Origin of the sequence: Dehalobacter sp. TBBPA1, assembly GCF_040931655.1 — a bacterium.
GTDB lineage: Bacteria > Bacillota > Desulfitobacteriia > Desulfitobacteriales > Syntrophobotulaceae > Dehalobacter > Dehalobacter restrictus.
The window spans coordinates 701,832-726,799 of record NZ_CP162385.1 but is presented as its reverse complement, the minus strand read 5'-3'; the positions used below and the strand labels follow the sequence as shown (position 1 = coordinate 726,799).

Sequence of the window (24,968 nt, the reverse complement as noted above, 5' to 3'; positions counted from 1 at the left end):
AACCTGCATATTTTGAGTCGTGCCTTGGTTCGATGATAATCTTAGTTTTTTGAGTCGGAGCTGGAACTGCTCATCGAACTAAGCAGGGAGGTCATATAGGTGCTCTCCGAACTCAAAGCTGAGAGCTGTGCTTCCAGCTTTGAATATTGGTTTGTAATCCGCTCCGTGTAGGCATCAATTTTTCCCTGGAAGTCTTTCATTCTGCTCTTCAGGTCACTGATCTGACTGGCATAGCCATCTTCTGTCTGGTCAAGAGACCCACCATACTTCACCATCGGATTCAGATACTCTTCCAAAATGTTGGCCAAACCCTGGGCCTGCGTCGTTTCGGTTGTTTCTGTGACTGGGGTCACCTCGCCGGCTGGTGCGCCGAACAAATTGGCTACATCGTCAGCATCTTTTTTCAGTGCTTCTGCAAAGGCATCCGTATCAAACTCCAGCAAAGCACTCTTGCCGAAATTATCGGATGAAGTATCAATACCGACATCCGACAGAAGACTGAACGTGCCGCCCATACTTCCCATCGAATCAGACAGGAGGGTTCTGAGCCTGCTCTGAATACTCTGAACTGTCGGATCTGCAAATAAGACGCCTTTCGTGTCAGACTCTTCGTCATAGGCCAAATCCGTTTCAATTAAAGTCTGCAGGGAGTTATACTGGTCAACAAAAGCCTGAACAGCTTCCTGGGCTTTTGTATAATCGGCCGCAACGGTTACGTTGACGGTTGTTCCGACGGCCTCTTTATTCAGGTTCAGGGTCAGCCCATCAATCGCCGTAGTTACGGTATTCGACGAACTGGTGATATTCGTGATCCCGTTGATCGTCAGCTGCGCATCCTGAGCCGACTGAACAACATTCAGCGTTCCAGTAGCAGACGGTTTGATCCCTAGAAAATCAAGCACGTTTCCAGTAGTATCCGTAAAATCAGCAGCATATTCTGTTCCGGTTTTGGACGATACCAGTGCGAGCTGATAGCCGCCGCTGACTTTGACGACCGAAGCATTCACGCCTGCTCCGGCATTGTTGATGGAAGTGGCAATATCCTGAAGACTTGCCCCGTCCGCTACGGTGATATCGGCCGTTGTACTCCCGACACTGATTTGAAACGTCCCGGCTGTGAGTCCGGTAAGCGACGTGGAGGCGCTTGCAACATTCTGGACAGTACTTGCGGCCGTCTGTGCTTTAGCCAGCTGGATTACCTCGACCGCATAAACACCCTTCAGCGTCGAAGCGTCGCTGGAAGCTGTGAGGATGGTCTCATTGCTCGATACCGCAGAAGTCCCTGTCCAGGTTGAAGACTTTTTCAAATCAGCCAGGGTGTTTTCCAGCGCCGACAACCGCGTATTGATATCCTGCCAGGCATATTTTTCTTCCTGAAGACTACTCAAGCTGTTTTGCATCGTCGTCAGCGGTTTGCTGTAGTTACTGATTAATGCTTCGGTAATTCCGCTGAAATCATATCCGGATATTCCGGAAAGTGATAAACTCGAAGTCATGATCGGTATCCCCTTTCCCTAGGCTTTTTCATCCACCAGTAAGCCTACCGAATCCTGAACAGATTCAAGCATTTCGACAACCCTAGCCGGCGGGATTTCACTCAGGATTTCACCGCTTTCCTGATCAATGATTTTTACGACAATCCTGTCGGATTTTTCTGCAACTTCAAACTGCAGTTTCTTATTAAAAAGCCCCATCAACCGGTTCATTTTTTCCGCAGCCTGTTCGACTTCCTCCCGTGGAAGCTCTGCCGAAGCAGCATTGTCCTTCTTATCGACAACCAGGCGGGGCGCCTCATTTTTTCCCTGCTCAAGTTTCTGGCCGGAAAAAGTATCCTGCGGCATTACCGGATTCAGGTTAGTTGGCTGGACAGCGCTGACCATTTTGAATTCCTCCTCATAATGGATTTTTCTAGTATGCAAAAACGAACAATATAGCTGTACTTATGTTAAATCGCAAATGATATTATAGGCTTAGTTACGATGCGTTTTCTTTTGGAAGAAGAGCTGACCGAGATGACCCGGCCAGCTCTTTATTTATGCCGGCTATTTAGAAAACGAATCTTTAGGACAATAATTTAAGAACGTTCTGCGGAACCTGATTAGCCTGAGCCAGCATCGCAACACCGGCCTGGCTGATAATCTGATTCTTGGTGAAGTCCGACATTTCGGCAGCCATGTCGACATCTTTAATGGTCGATCTGGCAGATGACAGATTCTCGGAAGCAACATTCAGGTTGGCAATGGTGTGCTCAAGTCTGTTCTGATTTGCACCAAGTTTGGCGCGTTCGTCGGATACTGCTTTAATCGCATCATCAATCGTTGTAATTGCAGCTGCAGCACCGGCCTGTGTGGTCAGCGTAATGGCACCAGCGTTTACAGTCAACGCCGCGGCAGTCATTGTGCCGAGCGTAACGGTGAGTGTCTGTCCATTGTTGGCGCCAATCTGGAATGTGTAAGTCGCATTGGTGCCATTCAGCAGGGTCTGTCCGTTGAACTGAGTTCTACCGGAAATATCTGTAATCTCAGTTTGCAGCTGGGTGATTTCCAGTGCTATTTCATTTCTGTCAGCAGTCGTGTTAGTATCCGTAGCCGCCTGAACGGCAAGGGTTCTCATTCTTTGGAGAATACTGTGCGTTTCGGTTAAGGCACCTTCTGCGGTTTGAATCAGTGTAATGGCGCTTTCAGCGTTGTCAGAAGCTTGGTTCAAGCCGTTGATCTGGCTGGTCATCTTTTCACTGATGGCCAGACCTGCAGCATCGTCAGCTGCTTTGTTAATCCGATAGCCGCTGGACAGTTTCTCCAAGGAACTCTGCATAGCTTTGTTGGTTGTGTTAAGGCTTCTCTGAGCGCTCAGGCTTGATAAATTGGTATTGACTATCATAGTTTTTCCCTCCATGAATTTGATATTTCGCATCCTTGCGATTATTTAATGTTTTCGTATTTTGCTGATATCTTAACAACACTTTGTCTTTTATTTGTTAAGAATTAGGATAGAAGCTTCAGAACATTCTGCGGAACCTGATTGGCCTGAGCCAGCATCGCAACACCGGCCTGGCTGATAATCTGATTCTTGGTGAAGTCCGACATTTCAGCAGCCATGTCCACGTCTTTAATAGTCGATCTGGCAGATGTCAGGTTCTCGGAAGCAACATTCAGGTTGGCAATAGTGTGTTCAAGTCTGTTCTGGTTAGCACCAAGTTTGGCACGTTCGTCGGAAACTGCAGTAATAGCCGCATCAACCGTTGCAATCGCAGCTGCAGCAAAGGTCTGTGAAGATACAGAAATTGTACTAACGCCTAATGATACGTTATTCATCTGATTCAAGGTGACACTCAGCGTTTGGCCACAGTTGGCACCGATCTGGAACGTGAAGGCATTGCTTGCAGTATTCAGCAGGTTCTTTCCGTTAAACTGGGTTCTGTTGGCAATTCCATCAATTTCACTGTTTAGTTGGGTGATTTCCAGCGTGATTTCGGCACGGTCAGCAGTCGTGTTAGTATCGGTGGCCGCCTGAACAGCTAGGGTTCTCATTCTTTGGAGAATGCTGTGGGTTTCAGTTAACGCGCCTTCTGCGGTCTGAATCAATGTAATGGCACTTTCAGCATTGTCCGAAGCCTGGTTCAAGCCGTTGATCTGGCTAGTCATCTTTTCACTGATGGCCAGACCTGCAGCGTCGTCGGCTGCTTTGTTGATCCGGTAGCCGCTGGACAGTTTCTCCAAGGAACTCTGCATGGCTTTGTTGGTTGTGTTCAAGCTTCTCTGAGCGCTCAGGCTCGATAAATTGGTGTTGACTATCATAGTTTTTCCCTCCATGAAATTTGATATTTCGCATCCTTGCGGTATTATTGTTCCAGGTTTCCGCCGGCAATGGAAAACCTGTTCTTACCTATATTTTCGTACATTTGAAAATATTCTTTAGGACCATTTTCCCGAATATATAGCAGTTAAGATCTTTTTTCTTAAAATTACTCTCTTTTTCTCTGTTTTTTGTTAAATCTATCATTCATTTAAATTAATAATTTTTTCAATAATACCTCATTCTGATATAATATAGTCAACTGGTTTTGACCAACGATGTTACTTTTATAAAGGAGGCACAGAAATAAGTGTTGATTATTTCTCCGCAAGCGAAAATATCACCTCTGGCAGATATCGAAGATTCCATCAGAGGCTCAAGAATTTCAATCGCTCCTGGTGTTGTTATTGATTCCTTCGTTAAAATAAAACCTGTCGGAGGTATGGGGGATATTGAAATTGGCGAAAACAGTTTTATTAACTCCGGCGTTGTAATCTATAGTGGAAACGGCGTTAAAATTGGCTGTGATGTTCTAATTGCTGCCAATTGCACCTTTGCTCCTGTCAACCACGAGTACCATGTCAGAAATCAAAAAATAGTGGACCAGAGATTTATGCCCAGCAGAGGAGGAATTTTCGTCGGTGATGATGTCTGGATCGGGGCAAATTGTGTAGTTCTTGACGGAGCTCATATCGGAACTGGCACAGTTATCGGTGCCCACTCAATTGTCAGTGGAACACTTGAAGATTACGGTGTGTATTATGGTCATCCTTTACGCTTAAAAGAATACCGTAAGTAACACAAGGAGGGGAGAATATGAAAACGACCATTATCGGTGCCAATGGCTTTATTGGAAAACATCTGGTCAATGAGCTAAAAAAACTAGGACAGTCTTATTTTACTCCTGACCGGAATGATGATTCGATTTTCCGTGCTCCCCTGGGCAATGTAATCTACTGTGCCGGATTATCTTCCGATTTCCGCAGCAGATCCTTTGATACCGTCCGAGCGCATGTCACCTTACTGTCCGATCTATTGGAGAAATCCTCTTATCATTCTTTCTTATACCTTTCTTCCACTAGAATATATATAAATACGATAAAAGCTGATGAAGATACCGACTTGACTGTTAATCCCAAAAACAAGGAAGATATTTTCAATATCTCCAAGTTGATGGGGGAATCCATTTGTCACGCTACCGATAATCCAAAAGTTAGAATCGCGCGACTTTCTAATGTCTGCGGCAATGATTTTTCTTCGGATAATTTTCTTTATTCCATCATAAAAGATGCTGTGACCACCGGCGAAGTAACATTTAGGACTTCGCTTGCTTCTACAAAAGATTATGTTGCGATCGATGACGTTACCAGGATGCTCCTAAAAATATCAAGCTCTGGCAAACAAAAAGTGTATAATGTGGCATCCGGCCAAAATATTTTCCACCAAACGATTGCTGATCTTCTTCAGAAACTTATCCGCTGCAAAATACATGTCGATGATCATGCAGTCCCGGTCACTTTCCCCTTGATTGACATTGATCGCATCACCAAAGAATTTCATTTCACACCTTCAGATCCTCTGGATTTCATAAAAAATCTTATCTTGGAATACCAGCATATCAATCCAATTTAAAGGCAGGCGATATACTAAATGAATCTTTCATTATCCCCTAAGGAATTCAGTCACTATGTTTTAAGGCAAGTGGATCATTTTTTCCCTGACAACGCAAGAATCGATACCGATAAATTCTCGTTAGCCTTTGATCTGGCTGTTGACCGTACTCATCACTGTTTTAAACATCTTCGTTTAACCTCATACTATAGTCAGGGCGAAACCTATTTGAATCATCTTCATTCGGATCAATATGCCGTATTTCTTTGGTTTTTGTCCAATTCAGTCTGGAAAGAAACTGAGGATGAAAAGCTCGCGGCAAAATTTTTCTATTTAAACAAGTCCCTGCACAGTTTCAATTGTATGTATGATACAAATCTTCCTGATATTTTTTTATTTCTGCACCTAATGGGGACGGTGCTCGGAAAAGCGGCATACTCAGATTTTCTTGTTGTCACTCAAGGTTGTACAGTTGGTGCTCACCATGGCAAATATCCGCAGATTGGCAAAGGTGCTTCCCTTTTGCCAAATACTTCAATTATCGGAGACTCGCATATTGGAAATTATGTCTCCCTTGGGATTAGCACCGTTGTTTATGAACAAGACATTCCTGACCGCCATATTGTTTACCGGGACAATCAAGGCGCAATCCATACCAAACGAAGCGTTAGGCCCTGGTCACAGCAATTCTTTAATGTTGATTTTTCTTAATTTTCCATAATCGGGATAACACGAATCCTTTTCAGAAATAGATGCTACCGGAAGCGGCCATTGTATGCCAAAGGATGCATCATCATACTTAAATCCTCTTGCATGATCCGAATGATAAAATTGCGATATCTGATAAGAAACCTCTGTACAGTCCTCTAAGGTTTGAAAACCATGTGCAAACCCTTCAGGAACATAAAGCATGTTTCTACCTTCCGCAGATAATTCGACCCCAAACCATTGTTCGTAAGTAGAAGAAGAACTTCTTAAATCAACAATCACATCAAAGATCCGGCCCCTTGTACACCTTACTAATTTTGCCTCTTCATATGGAGGGTCCTGAAAGTGCATCCCTCGCAAAGTGCCCTTTTTATAGTTATAAGAAATACTGCACTGGACCAGGTTTTGATTTAACCCTCGTTCTGAAAATTCCAGCGAACACCATGTTCTGGCAAAAAAACCCCTTTCATCGTGCAAAGGATCAATTTCAATTAAAAAGGCGCCTGGAAGTTTGGTTTCCTTGAAAATCATTTAGAATACCTCAATCTTGGGGATAAGAATGACAAACTTTGCCCTCCAGTTTTTTGCATAAGCCAACTGTTCCATGACTTCGCTCTTTAAATTCCAGGGCAAGATAACAATATAGTCAGGCTTCGTCTCCGCAATTCTTTCCGGAGAATAAACCGGAATATGTGTTCCAGGCAAATAAAGTCCTTGCTTATAGGGATTAAGATCAACCGTATATTCAATCGTATCTGTTCCCATTCCGCAATAATTTAACAATGTATTTCCTTTGGCGGGTGCCCCATAACCAACAATTGTGCACCCTTGTTCTTTGATCCCTTTAAAAAATTGCATAATTTGTTGTTTGATTTTTCTTACATCCTTAGCAAAACAAATATAAGTTTGAATATCATTTAAACCGGCATCCATTTCTTTCTGCAGTAATTTGGTGACGCTATCCATTTTTATTCTGGATGCGTCTTCGCTGTGTTTGACATATACCCGTAAGGAACCGCCATGTGTAGGAATTTCCTCGACATGGAATATTTCTAACTCAACATCTTGAAAGACTTTTTGTACAGTCAACAGCGAAAAATAAGAAAAATGCTCATGATAAATGGTATCAAATTGATTTTCATTAATAAGTTGTAAGAGATGCGGGAATTCGAGCGTAATCATACCGCTCGAATTTAAGAGTATCTTTAAGCCCTTGACAAAATCGTTCAAATCCGGGACATGTGCCAAAACGTTATTGCCAATCAGAAGATCCGCTTTAACCCCCTTTTCAACCAGGTGTGCGGCTAAATTTTCACCGAAAAACTCTGTTATAATCGGAATTCCTCTTTTTTCAGCTTCCAAAGCCACATTTTTGGCCGGCTCTATTCCCAATACAGGTATCCCGTGTTTGACAAAATACTGTAAAAGATATCCATCATTACATGCAATTTCTACCACTTGCATTTGTAGATTGACTCCGAATCCGTGGATCATCTGTTCAGTGTATGTCTGAGCATGCCGCAGCCAGCTCTCTGAAAATGAACTGAAATACGCGTAATCCTCGAAAATTGCTTGAGGAGACTCAAATTCCTGCAATTGAACAAGATAACATGCATCACAAACATATGCGTGCAGCGGATAAAAGTATTCTTTCTTATTAAGATTTTCAGGTTTAATAAAAGCATTAGAAAGCGGAGATTCCCCCAGATCGGCGAATGTATGAACCAACGGTTCCCCACAAAACCGGCATGTCATTTTGCTCAATCCTACTCTCCCCCTATTTTTTCATATTTCCGAATATATTCAAGACTTATTTGTCTTAAATTATCTCCGAACGCATAAGCCTGGTACCAGTCGACCGTCCATTTTATAGTGTCCAAAATATCAAGCTTCGTTTCCCAGCCGAGAAACATCCTGGCTTTCGAACTATCCAACTTCAACACCTGTGTTTCATAAGGTGCTTTGCTTTGATCATATTCATAGTGCAGACTGGTTCCCCATTCTTGCATCGCAAAATTCGTCAATTCCCCTACTGTTACCACATGACTGTCGGGAGGGCCAAAGTTCCATGGTTCCCCATACTTTATGCCGTTCATAAAAAGTTTCTCTGCCAATAGGATATATCCCGACAGAGGCTCGAGCACATACTGCCAGGGTCTTATCGCCAATGGATTTCTAATGACCGGTTTTGCGTTATCAATGATCGCCTTCATGATATCAGGAACTAATCTTTCCTGGCTCCAGTCTCCACCACCAATAACATTACCTGCCCGGACAGAAGCAACAGAAATACCCAATTCGTTCAAAAAGGACTGGCGAAAAGAACTTGTAATCAGCTCACTGCACCCTTTACTGCAGCTATAAGGGTCACGTCCTCCGATTGGATCGTTTTCTCTGTAGCTCCAAACCCATTCCTTATTTTCGTAGCACTTGTCGCTCGTAACATTGACGATTGCCCGTACGCTATCGCACTCCCTGATAGCATCCAGAAGATTGACCGTTCCCATTATATTAATTTCAAATGTTTCCCTGGGGTTTCGATATGATTCCCTCACAAGTGACTGGGCTGCTAGATGAAAAATGATTTCGGGCTTAAAATTCGCGATTACTTTTTTCAAGTGTTCTATATCGCGAATGTCCCCAAAGACAGAAGCCATATGATGTTCCAGGTCAACTTGCGTAAAAAAATTCGGCTGGGTTGGAGGCTCAAGGGCATATCCTAAGATTTCTGCGCCCTTGTTTTGCAGAAGCAAAGATAACCATCCGCCCTTAAACCCGGTGTGTCCGGTGATCAATACTTTTTTGCCAATCCAGAATTGATTATTCATGCCAAGTCACCCACGGAGCCTGCCCACTGTTCCATAAGTCTTCGAGTCTTATCTTGTCCCTTAAAGTATCCATGGGAAGCCAAAAACCATCATGTTTAAATGCAAATAGTTTCTTCTCTTTGGCCAATTCCTCTAAAGGCTCGGTCTCCCAGGCTGTATCATCGCCGGAAATGTAGTCGAATATTTCAGGTTCAAGCACAAAATAGCCGCCATTAATCCAGCTGTCTTCCCCTTCAGGCTTCTCTTTGAATTTCCTGATTCTATTTTTATTCGTACTAAATTCTAGCATACCATATCTTGCAGGAGGATTAACCGCTGTTAACGTAGCCTTCCCTCGCTGTTCAAGATGAAATTGAATCAACTCCTGAATATTTACATTACATAACCCATCACCGTAGGTAAAGCAAAATGTTTCTCGACCCACATAGTCCCGAATTCGCTTTAATCTTCCTCCAGTCATTGTATCTTGACCTGTATCAATAAGCGTTACTTTCCACGGCTCACTCGTATTGTTATGAATATGCATCTCGTTGTTTTTTAAATCAAACGTAATATCAGATTGGTGCAAATAATAATTTGCAAAATACTCTTTGATGACATATCTTTTATAGCCAAGGCAAATAATAAACTCATTAATACCATAAAAAGAATAGATTTTCATAATATGCCAAAGAACCGGATGCCCTCCTATCTCAACCATAGGCTTAGGCCTTACTGTAGTTTCCTCTGATAGCCTTGTTCCAAGTCCGCCAGCAAGAATAACACATTTCATCGCTATTCCCCCAAATATTAAAATTGATATCCTACGCTAACCAAAGGCTTAAAAAATACCTGTTGGCCTTCATCCTTAATTTCACAACTTCTCTAGCCTGTTCAGGAAAGATATCCGCTAAATTATCCAAAAATACTTTATCATTTCCCTCAACTTCATTCGTGTCAATGGTTACTTTCTTAACTTGAACGCCTAAAGCCATTAATTCTTTTTCCATACTGACGAGATCAAATACCTTGACGTATCCATTCTGGGCAATACCTGTTTCCATTCCTGCCATCATACTTAATAACAGATCATATCGCATCGTATTATTTACAGATAAAATGATTTGTCCGTTTTCTTTTAATAACGTCTTCAAAGTTCCAATCAAATCAATAAAATGATCATAATGTTGGGCAGGTTCCCCAATGATAACATAATCAAACTTTTCATTCGTATAATTTTTGCTGATATCGTGATAATTTCCACAAATTGCGCTTTGACAGATTGTCTCCAGATCGGTCATATATTTGTACGCTTTGGTAAATGCAAAAAGCTGTACATCCTTCTGCCCTTGATTTCTTAACTTGTTTTTCAGCTGTAAGATTGTCGCACCGCATCTTGGATCAATCCCAAGAATTCGAATATCGCTTTTCCCCTTAGCCTCTTCATAATCAACAAGGTTAAGCAAATCAAAATCGTAATGAACATCTGTCCAAGCATCAAGATTATATTTATCAATAAAAAATTGACGGCTAACCTCCAGGGACTTGTTTTCCTTTTGCCCTGCACCCGTGGTAATCGATCCAAAATGGAACGTGAAGGTATCAGCGGCAAAAACCAGTTTATATCCCGCTCTGCGAATTCTGAAGCTCATATCGTCATCGGCAAATTCGCCAAAGTAAAATTTCGGATCGTAATAACCTACGAGATCTAAGACTTCTCTTTTCACAAAAAGAACTGTTGGCATCAGCCGAACACGCTCTTCCCATTTATCCGGATCTGAATGATTAAATGCTCTTGCAAAGTCCTGCATTTCCTCAATATTCTTATAATTGCCAGGTATCTGTTGAAAATTACTCACATTGCTAGCCGCTGGAGCCACAAAACCAATTTCTTCATCAGATTCCATGCATAAGATAAGATTTTTTAGCCAATCTTTTGTAAATATAAAATCATTACAGACAGCGGCAATATACTTGCCTTCAGCAGCTTTCAACCCAATATTGAACCCATTGACTGGTCCCACATTATTATCCAGATGGATTTTTTTCTTATTGGGTAAGCTGTCAAAGTACTTCTTTGTACCATCAAACGAACCATTATTGACCGTAATTAATTCAAAATCAATTCCTTCAGAATATTGATAAATGCTGTCAATGGCTAGCTTTGTATAATCGAGATGATTATATCCCAGAATGACAATACTCACTAAAGGGTTTACAGCATCATTGTACATAGATTAACCTCCAACATTTTTATCAAATGAACATGTTCTTTGGTTTCGCAGTATTAATCAATTATCCTCCATATCAGCTTTAAATTCAGCAATTTCCGGATCATTCGGGATAATTTCCTCATAGCCCTGAATAATTTCCCTTGCCTCTTTGAACATTCCGTTCTGAATGAACTGTTTCAGATTGGCTTTCACAATCCGCGCATACTCCTGCATTTCAGCGCTGACTGCAGGCTGCGCCTGAACGTCTATTTTTTTCGTCAGCCTGTCCAAAAGCACTTCTATCCCTTTTTTCAAGTCAGGATACTCAAGAAGTGCTTTTTTCAAATACCTTACATATTGGGCCTGATCGGAATTTTCTACGAAACGAGCTTTATCAAGACAATAGAAGAATATTTCTTCCTTATTGGCCAGAAGATAAGGTTTGTCATTTTCAAATAGTTCCGGCCTGTAGATTCTCCTGATATAACCGATACCCTCATGGATGTATCTGTCCAGTACCTGATCGTACTTTTCTTCATCAAGGTTTTCCGCTTGAAGCATGATCCTCCGTAATATTTTATGGACCCGTTGTTCTTCAAGGGTGGCATTTTGATCCCGACTTTGCAGATATGCATCACATACTTCGGCAAAATCGGGATATTTTTCAGTTAAATATTTGAACAACAATTCCAGTTCCTGCTCCTGAATTTCAAGGTTGACACTGTTTAAAGGGAGCTTCATTTTCGTAACAAAATAGAAAATATCGCCATAATAAAACCCAAGCTCACTAAGCGAAAGGCTCTTAATCCCGCTCAGAAGCTGGTTAGTCACGTTTTTCTGCCCCCAAAGCCTGATTGTGTTTAATAAGCCATACTCCGAATCCTCATTATGGAAAAGTCGGGCCACTTCTTCCCGCTTTATCTCGTCCTCACTAAGCAATAAAGTCTCCAGAGCTAAACAGAAACTTTTTCCCAAGTCTTTTTTTGCGAATTTGCTTATTTTATTATAGAAGCATTTTATTTCTTGATATTTTTCAAGATTTAAGTAAAGTGAAATTTGATGAGGGACAGCCTTTTCAATCATTTCAATGGTCTCGAGCTTCTCGAGTGCTTCCAGTGCATCTTCTTTCTGGTCTATCTCCTTATACATTACAGCTAAATCATAGTAAACATCGTCTTTATGAGAAAATGAATTTGAGATGATTCTCGGATCTTTTCCTCGAAACTGATCATAATTTTCCACATAGTATAAATACTTCTGGTAACTTGCAATTGCTTCCTGGTATTGTTTCAGCATCCCTTGGGCTTTAGCAAGACAAAACCATAAGTCAATGGCCCATTCCCTGTATTTCAGACCTTCCTGCGCTAGTTCTACTGTTCTCTTATACTCCCCGCTATCGTTGTATAGCATAGCAAGGGTACTATATACATAGAAATACTCCACCGGGTCCAGGTTCTTTCTTTTGGCTGTTTCATAAGCTCTGACCGCAGGTTCCAGAGCCTCTTTATGGTTTTTAAACGTAGCAATCGTGTTGGACAAATAAAACAATAAGCCGACATTATCCGGATCCTCTTCGATAGCTTGCCGCAGAATAGGCTCGTAAAGTTTGAGCTTTCGTTCCCTAAGCTCCGGATCATCGGCCGGATAACCATAATGCAGCAGCTGGACGCCAAGGACTGCCAGCGGTGGTTCGAAGATTGGCTCTTCATGAATAACACCTCGAAAACCAAATTTTGCTGTTTTACGAAATAAACGCGTGACTACGCCAGTCCCAACTTTACTGGTATTATTGGTTTGAAAAATATTATCGATCTGGATCGCTGCCGCATTAATATTCTTAGAAACCTTTGTTGATATAAATTGAACGATTGGTTCATATCCCTTCAGCTCTTCATCGGCATCCACAAACATAAACCATTCTCCCCGAGCATACCGCACTGTTATATTCCTCATTTTTGAATAGTCATTTTCCCAGGGATGGAAATATATTTTATCCGTATATTTTTGGGCAATTTCCACTGTTTGATCCGTTGAGCCTGTATCAACAATGATAAGTTCTGAAGATACTGCGTTTAAAAGCGGCTTAAGGCTTTCCAAACATCTTTCCAGATTTTTCTCTTCATTTTTTACCATCATACCGATGCTTAATTTCAAAACGACCCACTTCCTTTAGCAAATGTCAGTCATCAATTCTTAAATAATTTTTTTAGTTCCTGCCACCAGGATATTAAAGATTTAGCGTTTACATGGTACTAAATATAATATCGGCTATACTCCTGTATTTCTGGAGAATAAATTCTGATAAAAAGCAAATCAATGCCCAGCCAGAATTAATATTTTTTAAATGTCTGGCTTCATATCCGCAATACGGGTTAAAGCAGGTTCATATCCTTCTGATGTAGCTCTGGTATAAAATTCTTTGGCTTTAACCATGTCTCCGGTTGTTTCATAATACACGCCCAGATTATAGGCTGCCAGGAAACTTCCCGTTCCGGTCATTGTACTGTACTTATCGGTCTCTCCCAATCGAAGACAGGTCTTATATTCCCGTTCAATCTCCGGAAACAAGTGAATATATTTGTTCACATCCGAAAAAACAAGCTCCCTATAGAAAAGAGCACATACAAAATGAAAATCCGGATAATCGGCAAACTGCGCTCTTTCTTTTTCAATCATGCCGATTCCTTTAAACAGCCTTCCGGTGGCAAGAATATTGTAAAGATAGTCAATCACAACAAGATCTCTATAGCCTGCGTTTCGACCCAGAAATTGATAGCACTTTTCGAAATAGTCGTTTGCCGTCTGATATTGGCCGGATAACTTGTATTGTTTGGCTGTCTGGTAAAGAAGATAAGGGTCACTAGGATGATTGTCCAGTTCGAGAAGCAATAACCGTAAATTTCGGCCCGTTTTGTCCGTTTCGTAGTAGCCGTCATGATTCACTTCAATTTCCGTATTGACCCGTGGAAGGCTCGATTTAATTTGCTCATGAACCCTGCCCTCAAAATAAATTCCTTTCGGAATCAACCTGGAAACCCAGGTGCTGGAAGTTCTTATTTCATGATCCTGCTTAATCTTACTGACCACTTTGATTCTACCGATGGCCTCAGGCTGCTCCATAAAGTGCTGAATACTCTCTTTCGTTCCCTGTATAAGAACTTCATCAGCATCGAGGATTAGATTCCAATCCCCTGCCGCGTAACTCAGCGCAAAATTCCGAGCCTTGGCAAAGTCATCTTCCCAAACATAATCGCATACTTTAGCACCATAAGAGTGGGCAATTTTTTTCGTATTATCCGTGGAACCCGTATCCGCAACAATCATTTCATCAACAAGATGTTTAACACTGTCCAAACATCTGACTAAGACCTTCTCTTCATTTTTAACGATCATGACCAAAGATAGCTTTCTCATCTTGCTCTCTTAACTCCAAAAATTTATCTTTTAACGAGTAACCAAAAATTTTTATTAAAAATCAAACTCTCCAAAATTAAGAGAGTTTTTATCGTATGCTCTTTATTCTTTATTCCCAGACAAATTCCCCTTAAGCATCTGTTTCAGCTGGTCGGATAAATCTGCTTCCGGAAGTTTGGATGCAGCGGAAGCCTTCACATTTTGATTCTGCACTTCTTCATAGACTTCGCTGCGCAGAATCTTAATATCTTTGGGTGCTTCAATGCCAATCCTGACCTGATCTCCGACTACCGCAACCACCACAATCTCAATATCGTCGCCGATCATAATTCTTTCATTGATTTTCCGTGATAAAACCAGCATCAGTCCACAGCTCCTTCTTCATCGTTTTTTGTAGCGATAGGATCCTGCTGTGTTGGAAAAAGCAGCTGTCTGGATGAATAAATCTCCTCGTTCAGGATTAATTGAACCCCTTTATGGGTCCTCGAATTCAGAATCAGAGGAGCACGCAGGTTGACGGTCGACTGGACTAAGTTATTGGCGTGTACGGTGATGATATTCCAAACGTCCACTTGATCAGAGGTTCCAATATCCAAAATTCCTAATTCACGCGGACTCAAATCCACTTCAGGCAAATATTCCGGGAAGAAAAGCTGTGACCGGACCAGAAAAAATGCAATTTCCCGGTTAGCGGTAGCTTCCAGCCGAGCCAGGAAAGTATCCTCTTCAATATTCAGGGAGAATTCTTTTAACTCTTCAAATCCCGGTATTCCCTCAGGGAAAAAGATGGTTGATTCTATTCCCATGTCTCCCATTATTTATTCTTCCTCCTTGGTATGTTTCATACTCATACTCATACTCATACTCATTTCCTTTTCATTCTCATTGTTTGATGTCAATGGCTTGTCCTACCGCTTTGATCTCGAGGTAAGCCTGCTGCTCAATATAAGAATGAACGGACGGATACGTAAAGCCGTCTATCGATACCTTGCCCAAATCTGCGGAATATTGAACATCGCCCTGTTGAAGGCTGGATTGCACTTCAGCCGATGTATACTGAATTTTAATGGGTGCAAGCGCAGCAATCGTGACCTCGCTCTCGGGTGGGGCCATCGTTTCAAACACGACCTGTCCAATTGGCACATCATTTTCAATCTCGCCGATTCGGCGCCCCGTTTGAACGATCGTTTCCAGATCCTGCTGGAATTCGGCATCGGCATTTGCTTTAAGGCTTTGCACCATAAACCAGATATTTCCAAACCCCATCGATTCACGCATCGAACTGGAGTCAATTTCTAGGTTCGGTCGTGATGTTTGAACCTGAACATTTGGATGGATCTGGTCAATCTGTAAACCAGGCTGCTTTTTATTCAGTTCATAACTGGCATCATTAATATTTAAGCCGATCCTTGCAAACTGCTGGTTAATCTGTAGGGTAATCATACCGGCACCTCCCGGCAATCAATTTCTCGCTGAAAGAAAAAACAAATTTAATTCAAGGATAACATTGTTGAAGCTGTTTTTATTGGAGAAAATCAACCAAAGAAGGCTGGATAATTTGGGCACCGACCGACAACGCCGCCCGGTACGTATTCATGGTGGAGTTATAATCCACAATCGCTGCTGCCAGGTCCGTATCCCGAAGATTGGACAGGTTCGTCTGTGCATTGATGATACTGGTCTCAAGGTTGTTATTGATTGTTTCTACCCTGCTGATCTTCGCTCCGAGTTCTGCCCGGCCATCGATAAACGAGCTTAATAGCGAATCAAGATCAGAGATGGAATTACCGACTGCGGCGTAATCACCATTATTCAGTGCCGTTGAAAAATTATTCAGCGCTGTAAAAAAATCGCTGACCCCGGTCGCAGAATTGACGCCAAAAAGCTGCTGGCCATTGATCGAAATATCAAAACTGACATTGGCGCCCAGTTCCACTGAGAGTGATTCGGCATTGCCCTCCCAAAGCGTACCCGACCAGGGAGCAGTATCCGTGTTTGTCCCGCTGAAAATATAGCGTGAACCGACCTGGCTATTAGCCATGACGCCGAGTTGCTCAATAATCTGATCAGCTTCCTTCTTAATTTCACCCAGATCTTCCGGGGAATTGGTCTGGCTGGACCCCTGGACCGCAAGCCCTCTTAACCGCTGCAGCATCAAAGTCATATTGGCAGTCACCGATTCAACACTGGACATATAGTCAAGTGCCTGGCTGGCATTGTCCTTCCATTGCTCCATCGATGTAATATTCGTCTTCAGCCCTAGAATAGCCGTAATTTTGGACGGATCATCCGAGGGTTTCGATATTGCTTCGCCTGTGGAAATGTTGTTCTGAAGATCAATCATCTTATTGCTGGATTTTTGCAGATTTGACAAAAGGTTGCTGCTGAGAATATTATTCGTTATGCGCATCGCTTATTCCTCCTATTTCGTGACACCCATGCCCAGAAGTGATTCCAACATGGTATCCAGCACCGTCACAATTCTGGCTGCCGAACTGTACCCTTTCTGGAATTTAATCATATCAATCATCTCTTCATCCAAAGAAACCCCTGACAGTGCTTCTCTGGAATTGCTGAGCTGTGTGGCAAGTACATTTTGGCCTTCAGCCATTCTGGTGCTTTGTTCCACATCAGAACCAAGTTCTGCCGTTAATCCTTCGTAGTAGTCCAAGATTGAACTGGCTCCCAGCGCAGTGATGCTGGCCGGCACGGAAGCATAAGTTGTCAGGCTGTCCCAGCCAGATGACAGTGCAGAGATAGCCAGGGCAATGCTGCTGTCACCGGACGAGACTCCAGTAGCATCCGCAATCCCGGTCGCAATGAGATTGACGTTATCCTGAATGTCTTGATTCACAATAATATTCGCGGCCGTTATCGGACTGGTTAAATCCGAGCTGGTAAAGAAGTCCAGTCCCGTATCTGTCGTGAGTCCTTGACCTGACTGGTGAAGCGCATTGACTGAATCGGCAATAACCGTAACCAGTGTATTCAAATTGCCCCTAAATTCGCTCAGATACGTATCCCGCATTTCGATGTCGGCCTGAAGAGAACCCATGCCGCTCCCGAGATCAACCTCAGCGGCAGTTTTCGTCCCGTCCGCGGAAGCTTCCCACCATACCTCGCTAAAACCCGTGGCTGCATCTGTCGGAACCGGGTTCTCCTGTAGGTGATATGCCGAGCCGTTTGTGACGAGCACATTATCGGCAGCAGTGGAATTCCCAATTTTCACCGAATAATTTCCTACGGATCTATCCGTAAAATTGGGATCCAGGGATTCCTCGACGGTAACCGGCACAATTTTGGACAGCTCATCAACAATTTGGTCTCTCTGGTCCTTTAAATCATTTGGGTTGTCCCCTCTGATCTCAGCATTCCGGATTTGATTATTCAGCAGCTGTATCTGATTGGAAAATGTATTAATCTTTGTGATCGTTGTATCAACGCTGTTATTAAGGTCATTCTGCAAAGAAGTGATCTGCTGATCAACATTATGAAAAGTTTCCGTGAGCGATACTGCTTTTTCCCTGACAACGATACGAGAGGCACTTTCCTCCGGAGAATTAGCCAGATCACTCCAGGCATTCCAAAATTCCGACATATCGGAGCTAAGGCTGTAATTCGAAGTTTCATTAAAAAACTGCTCAGTCAGACTTAAGGTCGCTTCCTTTCCAGACCAATATTCGTACTGTGATGTTTCTCTGCGGTACTGTTGGTCGAGATAAGCATCTCTCACCCTTGTGATATCCCTTAAAAAAGAACCCGTACCAATGCTCAAATCCTTGCTGTTAGCGGTAATCGTCAGCGGCGTTGTTGCCTGCAAATTGGCGACCTGTCTCGAATAGCCCGTAGTACTGGCATTAGAAATGTTTTGGCCGGTCGTATCGGTAGCCGCCTGCGATGTAATTAAAGCTCTATAGGCCGTTTCCAGCCCCATAAATGTTGAGTACATACCCGTTACTCCTTTTTTATCAAGTCCTTGAGCTTATTGCAGAAAACCCTGTCGTGTTTGAATATTACGAATTGAAAATCAGATGCTCTTATTAATCAAATTATTTTGACCGAATTCATTTTTTACACCCTTATTTGAAGGATTTGAGTATGTTGTATGCTTTTGGCCCGTTAGAAGTCTCAACGTAAAATCGGCAATACTCAAAGCACTTTTAAGCAATTTGGCATTGATTTCATGTAAATTTTTAAGTTGGCTAATGACTTTTTCGAATTCCTGGCCAATCGGCTCAAAGCCCGGAGAATATTGAATCAGATCCGTTAAGGTAATATCCTCTGCTTTCTTGCCAACCTCTTTACCAAAAAATTCTGCCCAGTAAAGTCTTTCCTCTTCCAACTGTCCGACTTCGAGCAGAATTTTTTCTTCCTGAGCAGTGATGCTTTCTATTTTCTCAATAACATTGTCCACGAGCGCTTTCTGCTTTTCCTGTTCTAATTCGACCAACTGCCGATAGAAAGCAATTTGCTGTTGTAGGTTATTTTCCAGACCTGCTACATATTCTGCCATTTATTTTCCCTCCATCCCGCTTGGAGAAATAATTCCTTCTGCAATAGAAGCTGCATCAAGGTTAAATTCACCATTGGCAATTTGTTCCGAGATTGCCTTGACCCTATCATCTCTGATGTCCGGCATCTCCTTCATCTTTTGCAGCAGCTTTTGAAAAACCTGCGCATTTTCAGATACGGCCAACTGATCCTTTTCTGAAACCGTATTGACCTTACTGGTCTGCGATACCCGAGTCGCAGCTTGGACACTACCGACGGGGGAAATCGAGGTACCATCTATTTTCATCACATTCACCAACCTGACTGTTTTATCTTTTTTAGTTTTATACAGTTTTTTTATCGTCCAGCAGCCCAGCAATCTGAACAACCTCCATGACTGATTAAGGTTAATTACCTCTTAACAACTCTTAATATCTCCTAATATCACGCTATTATGCCCATTTATAAATTTTGGAATAATCTTTCTCGTGTCATTATCCGGTAGAATGCTGTATAATATTGGTTGGCTTGATAAATAACGATCAAAAACCCTAATGTTTTCGGTTAAGAATTACGTTATTAATAGTATATAAACGTATATGAAGAATATCTGCAAAGCAGTTATTAATGAAGATTGCACAGGAGGAACATCGGTCAATGGATATAACTACCATCTTGGGGCTTGTCCTGGGATTTTTCGGTATCTTATTCGGTTTTGTCTTAGAAGGCGGGCATCTTGGTTCTTTGTTTGCTGTATCTCCCATATTTATTGTTGTTTTCGGCACACTGGGCGCTACGGTAATCGGTATCCCTTTAGACGAGCTTAAGAAATTGCCGAAATGGTTAAAAATTGCTTTCATGAATCAATCCTTCGGTGTAGAGAAAGCCTATTTCACCCTGGTGCATTTTTCTGAGAAAGCCCGTCAGGAAGGACTATTAAGCCTTGAGCAGGAATTGGAAACCGTCGATGACAAATTCACCAAACAGGGCATGCAGTTGGTTATTGACGGTACAGACCCGGAGATCACCAGAAGCATCCTGGAATCTAATATTGCTGTTTTGGAAAACAGACATAAGGTTGGGATCACCTTTTTCGAGTCTGCAGGCGGCTACAGCCCGACTTTGGGGATTATCGGAACAGTCATGGGTCTAGTTCACGTTCTTGGTAATCTGACGGACCCCGACAGTCTTTCCGGTTCGATTGCCGCAGCCTTTATTGCTACCCTCTACGGTGTTTGTCTGGCTAACCTGGTCTATCTGCCGATCGCAGCCAAGCTGAAAATAAAAAACCAAATGGAAGTGCAGACCATGGAAATGATTCTTGACGGGATTATTTCGATTCAATCCGGGGAGAACCCCGCGATCCTGAAAGAAAAACTCAAAACTCACCTCGGTTATATGCCCGAAAAAGAAACCAAATTTGAAGGTGCATTTGAAGCCAGTGAAGTGAATTATTAATAAAGTACTAAAAGCATTAGAACAGAAGCGGTGATAAAATGAGAAGGCATAAAACACAAGATGGCCACCCCCCTGGTCAGGAACGGTGGCTTGTCACCTACTCGGACCTCATTACGCTATTAATGATTTTTTTTATTGTGATGTATTCAATGAGTCAGGTTGACGCCAACAAATTCAGGGCAATGGCCCAATCCCTGAGCATAACGCTTGGCGGTGCGGCACCTTCTGCGGTTAACCTGTCGGAAACACAGGCCGGGGATTCTTTCATTGAAAGCGGGAGCACTGAAAGTTCAACTTCGACAGGCCAGGATGACCAGCAAGGAGTAGGGCAGGAGACCACCCCTTCAGAAGGAACTGGTCAAGGCGATACGGATTATCAGGAAAGCCTTACAATAGAGGGGATCAAAGCCAAATTGGACCAGTTTGCGAAAGAAAATGGAATTGAAAATAAACTCGTATCATCCATTGAGGAACGAGGCCTGGTCATCAGTATTCAGGACACCTTGCTGTTTAACAGCGGCTCGGCAGAAATATCAACGAATTCGCGGGCCATCCTGAAAAAAATCAGCACGGTCCTGTCCGCCTCACCGAATTATATAAAAGTGGAAGGACATACCTGCAACCTGCCAATCCATACCGCAGAATTTCGAAGCAATTGGGAACTGTCCGTACTCAGGGCGACCAATGTCGTCCATATTCTTGTCGATGACGGTGAGATTGATCCCCTTCGGCTGTCAGCAGCAGGGTACGGTGAGTACCGCCCGATTGCCGATAACAGCACAGAACAGGGAAGAATCACCAACCGCAGAGTCGACCTGATTATCCTGCGTTCCAAGTATGATCTGCTCGAACCGGGCAGCAGCAGTAGCAATACGGCCACAGGTGCCGACAGCAACGGAAACAGCAGCAACTAGCTGTTACAGGACTCCGAATCGATCTACTAGCACACTTACCACTTTAGTAAGCCAGGCTTTTGATGGCTCTATAGATAATATTGCACGTCATTTCCAGTTTCTCTTCGTTGACTGCGGATATTTTGTCTTCCGGCGTGTGATTGTTCACCAGCCACTCCTTGCCCAGAATGGTTACCGCAGGGATGCCGGTGCCTGTAAAGGATATTTCATCGCTGTGATGGCTGCCGCCAGAAACATGCTCAAGGACCGCCCCATTTACTCTACCGGCTTCTTTCATGGTCTCAATCAAAGTCTGAGAGCTTTCACTGGCTGACCAGAGAATATACTCGCCCACGGCCCCATTGGCAACTGTATCAGCGTTAATCACAGCTATGATTTCGGAGAGCGGAATCAAAGGGTTCTGTACAAAATATTTGGAGCCCAGAAAGCCCATTTCCTCAGCACTCCAAAAAGCCACTGCAATATTGATTTTAGGCGCAAAACCGTCCTGTGCTTCCTTCACCAGTTGACGCATGACTTGAAGAATGCAGCCTACACCAGAAGCATTGTCATTCGCACCTGGATAGACTTCCCCGTTGTAAATACCGAGATGGTCAAAATGGGCAGAGAGGATAAGTGTCTGTTCCGGGTTATTTCCGGTAATACCAGCTAAGATATTAGCCGCTGGGACCCGAAGTGTGTCCATTTCATCCGGTCGAAAGAGTGCTCTGCCGTCAATCATCTTTTCTTTCATCGAAGGAATTGAAAAGAGCTGCCAGTAGTTGTCAGCGCTAAAAGACTCCAGCAGCAAGGCCTTGAATTGTCCTTCCAGGTAAACAAGTGCTTTGGTCTCTCCCGCAGTTCCCGCCCGGCGGCCTTCAAGATTGGCATGAGACAAGTACTGGACATCTTCGATGGCTTTTCTGGAAATCGCTTTGCTTGAAGGCACCCAAACAGTACCTTCGCCTGAAGCAAATTCAATACTGGAAGATGGAATTCCCAGAAGGCTTCCGAGTTTCTGCCCCAAGGCCCCAGGCAGGACCGTCCAGGGGATAACAAATGCCGCCATTCCGGCTGCAATTTTTAGAAAAGTCCGACGTGATTTCATATTTTATAATCCTTTCACGGAGGGAGTAACATGTCACTAAAAATCAACAGTTCCACCCAAAAAAATAACTTTGGGATTGACCTTCATCAAACTTCAGAAAAAAAGGAAAGCAGCTTCAGCAATATTTTATCACATTCCCGTCAACTTCAAAGCCAGGAAATGCAACTTTTTCTGGAACGCCTTGAAAAGCAGGGGCAAAAACTCTCCGAGAACAGATCTTTGGAAAATCTGACGGAATTTAAAACCATGGTCAAAAGTTTTCTTCAGTCAACCTTTGGAAAAAGCAGAAATATGCAGGAGGAAACCTTTTGGGATTACCGAGGTCAGCCGAAAGTCATGGCCAGGGTAACGAAGATCAACAAGGCACTGGAAGAATTGGGTGAACAAGTACTCTCTTCTCAGTCTGAACCTTTAAAAATCCTGGAAAAAATCCATGAGATTAAAGGACTTATTATCGATCTATTCACCTGATATTAAAAACGAGTTGGTCTTTACAATATTTTGAAAAGTATTTAAAATGTTGTACCAGCGAAAGGAGTAATAAAAAGAATGATGAACAGCACTGGCATGATTACGGATTATCCTAGATTCGTTAAATCCTTCCAAAATGTCAGCGGTCTTGACTTGAACTATTATAAAGAAAACCAGATGAAAAGGCGAATCCTGAACTTCATGAGCACCAGGGGGTACCAGGAAGATTATACGGACTTCCTGAAAGATCTCAGTCTTAAACCTGACCTCTACGATGCGTTTTTTAAACATCTAACCATCAATGTCACGCAGTTTTTCCGCGATGTCAAGCAATGGGATGTCTTTAGGGAAAAAATTATCCCCGACCTGTTAAAGACCAGATCTTCCTTAAAAATATGGAGCGCGGGCTGCTCAGCAGGCCAGGAAGCGTGCACCATGGCGATCGTCATGGCAGAATATTTTCCTGGAATAAACTTCAGTATCCTAGGAACAGATATTGACATCAACGTCTTAAAACAGGCCCAGTCGGGTATTTATGACGAGCGTGATTTTGCCAGCACTCCCCCCCATCTTCTCGATAAGTACTTCAACAAGTCTGAAAAGAAGTTCCAAATCAAAAACACGCTGACCAGGAATCTGACCTTCAAGGCGCAGAACCTGCTTACCGACAAGTTTGACCGAGGCTTTGATCTGATTGCCTGCCGCAATGTCGTCATCTATTTTACCGATGAAGCGAAGGATGTGCTGTACAAAAAATTTGCAGACTCCTTGAACCCGAAAGGGATACTTTTCACAGGCTGTACAGAGCATTTATTCGGCCAAAGCCAGCACGGCCTTAAATCCGTTTCCTCGTTCTTTTATCAGAAATTATAGAAAAGCTGCTCCCCTCTAAAATCTTACTAAACCTTAAACGAGAGCACAAACCGAATAAGATGCTGCTAATAGTTTACAAACTCTTGGCAGCATCTTTTTGAATTCATCCCAGCGGGTTTTTGCTGTCAGGTTTATCCCACCAGGCTCGGTTGTCCCGATACCATTGAATCGTATCCCCAATTCCCTCGTTAAGATGATACCGGCATTGCCAACCCAGCTTTGTTTTCAGCTTCGTGCTATCCAGCGCGTATCTCCAGTCGTGTCCGGGCCTGTCGGCAACCTGAACCAGCGCATCCACCGGTTTACCCAGCATGTTCAGTATGGTCCGGGCCATCTCTAGGTTCGATGTTTCCTCCCCGCTCCCAATATTATACACCTCTCCTGGTTCCCCGTCCGAAAGTATCTCCGCAAGCGCCGCACAATGGTCCAGTACGTGGATCCATTCACGTTTATGGGACCCATCCCCATAGACAGTCAGCGGCATATCCTGTAAAACCTGAATAATACTATGCGGAATAAACTTTTCTTTATCCTGATTGGGTCCGTAGTTATTGCAGCACCGGGTCACGATCACCGGAAAGCCGTAAGTTCTGGCAAAAGACCTGGCCATTAAATCAGCAGCTGCTTTGGAAGCCGAATATGGGCTGTTTGGACGAATCATGGAATGCTCCGAAAACTGTTCTGACTCATTATCAAGACTTCCGTATACTTCATCGGTGGAAACCTGAATAAAGCGTTTTCCCGTAAAGCCGTTCTTCTCCCAATGTTCCTTGAAACAATGAAGCAGCGTTAAAGTCCCCATCAAATTGCTTCGACCGAAAACCAGAGGATCGGTAATACTTCTGTCCACATGCGATTCGGCAGCAAAATTAATCACATCATCGGGGTCACATTCCTGAAGAATGCGTTTAACTTCTTTCGCAGTACTGATATCCCCTTGCGTAAAATAATACCTTGGATGAGCTGCCAGGTCTTGAAGATTTTCCACCTTTCCTGCGTAAGTCAGTTTATCAAAATTAATGACGATAACATCCTGATTGCGCTGCAAAATATATTTAATAAAATTGCTTCCGATAAAGCCTGCGCCACCGGTAACCATAAGAACTCTCATATTCTACACCTCAAA

General features: G+C 43.0%; 27 protein-coding genes. 7 read left to right on the top strand and 20 right to left on the bottom strand.

What is annotated here, in order from left to right:
- Positions 1 to 41: 41 nt before the first annotated feature.
- The 4 genes from fliD to AB3489_RS03545 form a co-directional block, all read right to left on the bottom strand.
- Positions 42 to 1,496, bottom strand: coding sequence for a flagellar filament capping protein FliD (gene fliD / locus AB3489_RS03560; RefSeq protein WP_368293971.1), 1,455 nt, complete (start codon positions 1,494 to 1,496; stop codon positions 42 to 44).
- Positions 1,497 to 1,514: 18 nt separating this feature from the next.
- Positions 1,515 to 1,880, bottom strand: coding sequence for a flagellar protein FlaG (locus AB3489_RS03555; RefSeq protein WP_368293970.1), 366 nt, complete (start codon positions 1,878 to 1,880; stop codon positions 1,515 to 1,517).
- Positions 1,881 to 2,061: 181 nt separating this feature from the next.
- Complete coding sequence (locus tag AB3489_RS03550; protein WP_368293969.1) at positions 2,062 to 2,880, bottom strand: flagellin; 819 nt, start codon at positions 2,878 to 2,880, stop codon at positions 2,062 to 2,064.
- Between the two features lie 104 nt (positions 2,881 to 2,984).
- Positions 2,985 to 3,797, bottom strand: coding sequence for a flagellin (locus AB3489_RS03545; RefSeq protein WP_368293968.1), 813 nt, complete (start codon positions 3,795 to 3,797; stop codon positions 2,985 to 2,987).
- A 308-nt stretch (positions 3,798 to 4,105) separates the two neighbouring features.
- Here AB3489_RS03545 and AB3489_RS03540 point away from each other — a divergent pair, with 308 nt between their 5' ends.
- From AB3489_RS03540 to AB3489_RS03530, 3 genes are read left to right on the top strand one after another with little or no spacing between them, the layout of a single operon-like run.
- Positions 4,106 to 4,594, top strand: a complete 489-nt coding sequence (locus AB3489_RS03540) for an acyltransferase (RefSeq protein WP_368293966.1) — start codon at positions 4,106 to 4,108, stop codon at positions 4,592 to 4,594.
- Between the two features lie 17 nt (positions 4,595 to 4,611).
- Positions 4,612 to 5,427 carry an NAD-dependent epimerase/dehydratase family protein gene (locus AB3489_RS03535; RefSeq protein ID WP_368293965.1) on the top strand — a complete coding sequence of 272 codons (816 nt, stop codon included), beginning with the start codon at positions 4,612 to 4,614 and terminating at the stop codon, positions 5,425 to 5,427.
- Between the two features lie 18 nt (positions 5,428 to 5,445).
- Complete coding sequence (locus tag AB3489_RS03530; RefSeq protein WP_368293964.1) at positions 5,446 to 6,117, top strand: hypothetical protein; 672 nt, start codon at positions 5,446 to 5,448, stop codon at positions 6,115 to 6,117.
- On the opposite strand, the gene rfbC is transcribed toward AB3489_RS03530, so the two are convergent.
- From rfbC to flgM, 14 genes are all read right to left on the bottom strand, one after another.
- Positions 6,085 to 6,645, bottom strand: a complete 561-nt coding sequence (gene rfbC, locus AB3489_RS03525; protein ID WP_368293963.1) for a dTDP-4-dehydrorhamnose 3,5-epimerase — start codon at positions 6,643 to 6,645, stop codon at positions 6,085 to 6,087. The two genes, AB3489_RS03530 and rfbC, sit on opposite strands and share 33 nt — an antisense overlap.
- The gene (locus AB3489_RS03520) at positions 6,646 to 7,869 is read right to left on the bottom strand and encodes a methyltransferase domain-containing protein (RefSeq protein ID WP_368294574.1); all 1,224 of its coding nucleotides are present in this window, start codon (positions 7,867 to 7,869) and stop codon (positions 6,646 to 6,648) included.
- Between the two features lie 11 nt (positions 7,870 to 7,880).
- Entirely contained in the window at positions 7,881 to 8,942 is a 1,062-nt protein-coding gene (rfbG, locus tag AB3489_RS03515) for a CDP-glucose 4,6-dehydratase (protein ID WP_368293962.1), read from the bottom strand.
- Complete coding sequence (gene rfbF, locus AB3489_RS03510) at positions 8,935 to 9,714, bottom strand: glucose-1-phosphate cytidylyltransferase (RefSeq protein ID WP_368293961.1); 780 nt, start codon at positions 9,712 to 9,714, stop codon at positions 8,935 to 8,937. Before rfbF ends, rfbG begins: the two co-directional genes overlap by 8 nt.
- Before the next feature lie 31 nt (positions 9,715 to 9,745).
- Positions 9,746 to 11,155: a glycosyltransferase gene (locus AB3489_RS03505; RefSeq protein ID WP_368293960.1), complete on the bottom strand. Its 1,410-nt coding sequence runs from the start codon at positions 11,153 to 11,155 to the stop codon at positions 9,746 to 9,748.
- Between the two features lie 57 nt (positions 11,156 to 11,212).
- Entirely contained in the window at positions 11,213 to 13,288 is a 2,076-nt protein-coding gene (locus AB3489_RS03500) for a glycosyltransferase (protein WP_368293959.1), read from the bottom strand.
- 186 nt (positions 13,289 to 13,474) lie between these two features.
- Positions 13,475 to 14,548, bottom strand: coding sequence for a glycosyltransferase (locus tag AB3489_RS03495; protein WP_368293958.1), 1,074 nt, complete (start codon positions 14,546 to 14,548; stop codon positions 13,475 to 13,477).
- Positions 14,549 to 14,650: 102 nt separating this feature from the next.
- Positions 14,651 to 14,911: a carbon storage regulator CsrA gene (gene csrA / locus AB3489_RS03490; protein ID WP_368293957.1), complete on the bottom strand. Its 261-nt coding sequence runs from the start codon at positions 14,909 to 14,911 to the stop codon at positions 14,651 to 14,653.
- The gene (locus tag AB3489_RS03485) at positions 14,911 to 15,363 is read right to left on the bottom strand and encodes a flagellar assembly protein FliW (protein ID WP_368293956.1); all 453 of its coding nucleotides are present in this window, start codon (positions 15,361 to 15,363) and stop codon (positions 14,911 to 14,913) included. The genes csrA and AB3489_RS03485 overlap by 1 nt, the downstream gene beginning before the upstream one ends.
- A 67-nt stretch (positions 15,364 to 15,430) precedes the next feature.
- The gene (locus tag AB3489_RS03480; RefSeq protein ID WP_368293955.1) at positions 15,431 to 15,991 is read right to left on the bottom strand and encodes a DUF6470 family protein; all 561 of its coding nucleotides are present in this window, start codon (positions 15,989 to 15,991) and stop codon (positions 15,431 to 15,433) included.
- 79 nt (positions 15,992 to 16,070) lie between these two features.
- Complete coding sequence (gene flgL / locus AB3489_RS03475; RefSeq protein ID WP_368293954.1) at positions 16,071 to 16,958, bottom strand: flagellar hook-associated protein FlgL; 888 nt, start codon at positions 16,956 to 16,958, stop codon at positions 16,071 to 16,073.
- Positions 16,959 to 16,970: 12 nt separating this feature from the next.
- Complete coding sequence (gene flgK, locus AB3489_RS03470; protein WP_368293953.1) at positions 16,971 to 18,497, bottom strand: flagellar hook-associated protein FlgK; 1,527 nt, start codon at positions 18,495 to 18,497, stop codon at positions 16,971 to 16,973.
- A gap of 78 nt (positions 18,498 to 18,575) precedes the next feature.
- Positions 18,576 to 19,061: a flagellar protein FlgN gene (locus AB3489_RS03465; RefSeq protein ID WP_368293952.1), complete on the bottom strand. Its 486-nt coding sequence runs from the start codon at positions 19,059 to 19,061 to the stop codon at positions 18,576 to 18,578.
- Entirely contained in the window at positions 19,062 to 19,346 is a 285-nt protein-coding gene (gene flgM / locus AB3489_RS03460) for a flagellar biosynthesis anti-sigma factor FlgM (protein ID WP_368294573.1), read from the bottom strand.
- A 350-nt stretch (positions 19,347 to 19,696) separates the two neighbouring features.
- On the opposite strand from flgM, the gene AB3489_RS03455 reads away from it, so the two are divergent.
- Both AB3489_RS03455 and AB3489_RS03450 read left to right on the top strand, forming a co-directional pair.
- Entirely contained in the window at positions 19,697 to 20,497 is an 801-nt protein-coding gene (locus AB3489_RS03455; protein WP_015045321.1) for a flagellar motor protein, read from the top strand.
- Positions 20,498 to 20,535: 38 nt separating this feature from the next.
- The gene (locus tag AB3489_RS03450; protein ID WP_368293951.1) at positions 20,536 to 21,411 is read left to right on the top strand and encodes a flagellar motor protein MotB; all 876 of its coding nucleotides are present in this window, start codon (positions 20,536 to 20,538) and stop codon (positions 21,409 to 21,411) included.
- A 43-nt stretch (positions 21,412 to 21,454) separates the two neighbouring features.
- On the opposite strand, the gene AB3489_RS03445 is transcribed toward AB3489_RS03450, so the two are convergent.
- Positions 21,455 to 22,498 carry a M28 family metallopeptidase gene (locus AB3489_RS03445; protein ID WP_368293950.1) on the bottom strand — a complete coding sequence of 348 codons (1,044 nt, stop codon included), beginning with the start codon at positions 22,496 to 22,498 and terminating at the stop codon, positions 21,455 to 21,457.
- Positions 22,499 to 22,528: 30 nt separating this feature from the next.
- Between AB3489_RS03445 and AB3489_RS03440 the strand changes: the two genes are divergently transcribed.
- On the top strand, positions 22,529 to 22,969 hold the full coding sequence (locus AB3489_RS03440; protein ID WP_019225323.1) for a YaaR family protein: 441 nt from the start codon (positions 22,529 to 22,531) through the stop codon (positions 22,967 to 22,969).
- Between the two features lie 78 nt (positions 22,970 to 23,047).
- Positions 23,048 to 23,842, top strand: coding sequence for a protein-glutamate O-methyltransferase CheR (locus AB3489_RS03435; protein WP_015043640.1), 795 nt, complete (start codon positions 23,048 to 23,050; stop codon positions 23,840 to 23,842).
- A 103-nt stretch (positions 23,843 to 23,945) separates the two neighbouring features.
- On the opposite strand, the gene rfbB is transcribed toward AB3489_RS03435, so the two are convergent.
- Complete coding sequence (gene rfbB, locus AB3489_RS03430) at positions 23,946 to 24,953, bottom strand: dTDP-glucose 4,6-dehydratase (protein WP_368293949.1); 1,008 nt, start codon at positions 24,951 to 24,953, stop codon at positions 23,946 to 23,948.
- Positions 24,954 to 24,968: the final 15 nt, after the last annotated feature.

Bases quoted from the DNA above. Each gene is read 5' to 3' on its own strand.
- AB3489_RS03435 (WP_015043640.1), top strand. From the start codon at position 23,048: ATGATGAACAGCACTGGCATGATTACGGATTATCCTAGATTCGTTAAA.
- AB3489_RS03505 (WP_368293960.1), bottom strand. From the start codon at position 11,155: ATGTACAATGATGCTGTAAACCCTTTAGTGAGTATTGTCATTCTGGGA.
- AB3489_RS03480 (WP_368293955.1), bottom strand. From the start codon at position 15,991: ATGATTACCCTACAGATTAACCAGCAGTTTGCAAGGATCGGCTTAAAT.
- fliD (WP_368293971.1), bottom strand. From the start codon at position 1,496: ATGACTTCGAGTTTATCACTTTCCGGAATATCCGGATATGATTTCAGC.
- AB3489_RS03445 (WP_368293950.1), bottom strand. From the start codon at position 22,498: ATGAAATCACGTCGGACTTTTCTAAAAATTGCAGCCGGAATGGCGGCA.
- AB3489_RS03535 (WP_368293965.1), top strand. From the start codon at position 4,612: ATGAAAACGACCATTATCGGTGCCAATGGCTTTATTGGAAAACATCTG.
- AB3489_RS03440 (WP_019225323.1), top strand. From the start codon at position 22,529: ATGTCACTAAAAATCAACAGTTCCACCCAAAAAAATAACTTTGGGATT.
- AB3489_RS03555 (WP_368293970.1), bottom strand. From the start codon at position 1,880: ATGGTCAGCGCTGTCCAGCCAACTAACCTGAATCCGGTAATGCCGCAG.
- rfbB (WP_368293949.1), bottom strand. From the start codon at position 24,953: ATGAGAGTTCTTATGGTTACCGGTGGCGCAGGCTTTATCGGAAGCAAT.
- rfbC (WP_368293963.1), bottom strand. From the start codon at position 6,645: ATGATTTTCAAGGAAACCAAACTTCCAGGCGCCTTTTTAATTGAAATT.
- AB3489_RS03485 (WP_368293956.1), bottom strand. From the start codon at position 15,363: ATGGGAGACATGGGAATAGAATCAACCATCTTTTTCCCTGAGGGAATA.
- rfbF (WP_368293961.1), bottom strand. From the start codon at position 9,714: ATGAAATGTGTTATTCTTGCTGGCGGACTTGGAACAAGGCTATCAGAG.
- flgM (WP_368294573.1), bottom strand. From the start codon at position 19,346: ATGAAAATAGATGGTACCTCGATTTCCCCCGTCGGTAGTGTCCAAGCT.
- AB3489_RS03495 (WP_368293958.1), bottom strand. From the start codon at position 14,548: ATGAGAAAGCTATCTTTGGTCATGATCGTTAAAAATGAAGAGAAGGTC.
- AB3489_RS03550 (WP_368293969.1), bottom strand. From the start codon at position 2,880: ATGATAGTCAATACCAATTTATCAAGCCTGAGCGCTCAGAGAAGCCTT.
- AB3489_RS03455 (WP_015045321.1), top strand. From the start codon at position 19,697: ATGGATATAACTACCATCTTGGGGCTTGTCCTGGGATTTTTCGGTATC.
- csrA (WP_368293957.1), bottom strand. From the start codon at position 14,911: ATGCTGGTTTTATCACGGAAAATCAATGAAAGAATTATGATCGGCGAC.
- AB3489_RS03545 (WP_368293968.1), bottom strand. From the start codon at position 3,797: ATGATAGTCAACACCAATTTATCGAGCCTGAGCGCTCAGAGAAGCTTG.
- AB3489_RS03450 (WP_368293951.1), top strand. From the start codon at position 20,536: ATGAGAAGGCATAAAACACAAGATGGCCACCCCCCTGGTCAGGAACGG.
- flgK (WP_368293953.1), bottom strand. From the start codon at position 18,497: ATGTACTCAACATTTATGGGGCTGGAAACGGCCTATAGAGCTTTAATT.
- AB3489_RS03465 (WP_368293952.1), bottom strand. From the start codon at position 19,061: ATGGCAGAATATGTAGCAGGTCTGGAAAATAACCTACAACAGCAAATT.
- rfbG (WP_368293962.1), bottom strand. From the start codon at position 8,942: ATGAATAATCAATTCTGGATTGGCAAAAAAGTATTGATCACCGGACAC.
- flgL (WP_368293954.1), bottom strand. From the start codon at position 16,958: ATGCGCATAACGAATAATATTCTCAGCAGCAACCTTTTGTCAAATCTG.
- AB3489_RS03520 (WP_368294574.1), bottom strand. From the start codon at position 7,869: ATGACATGCCGGTTTTGTGGGGAACCGTTGGTTCATACATTCGCCGAT.
- AB3489_RS03530 (WP_368293964.1), top strand. From the start codon at position 5,446: ATGAATCTTTCATTATCCCCTAAGGAATTCAGTCACTATGTTTTAAGG.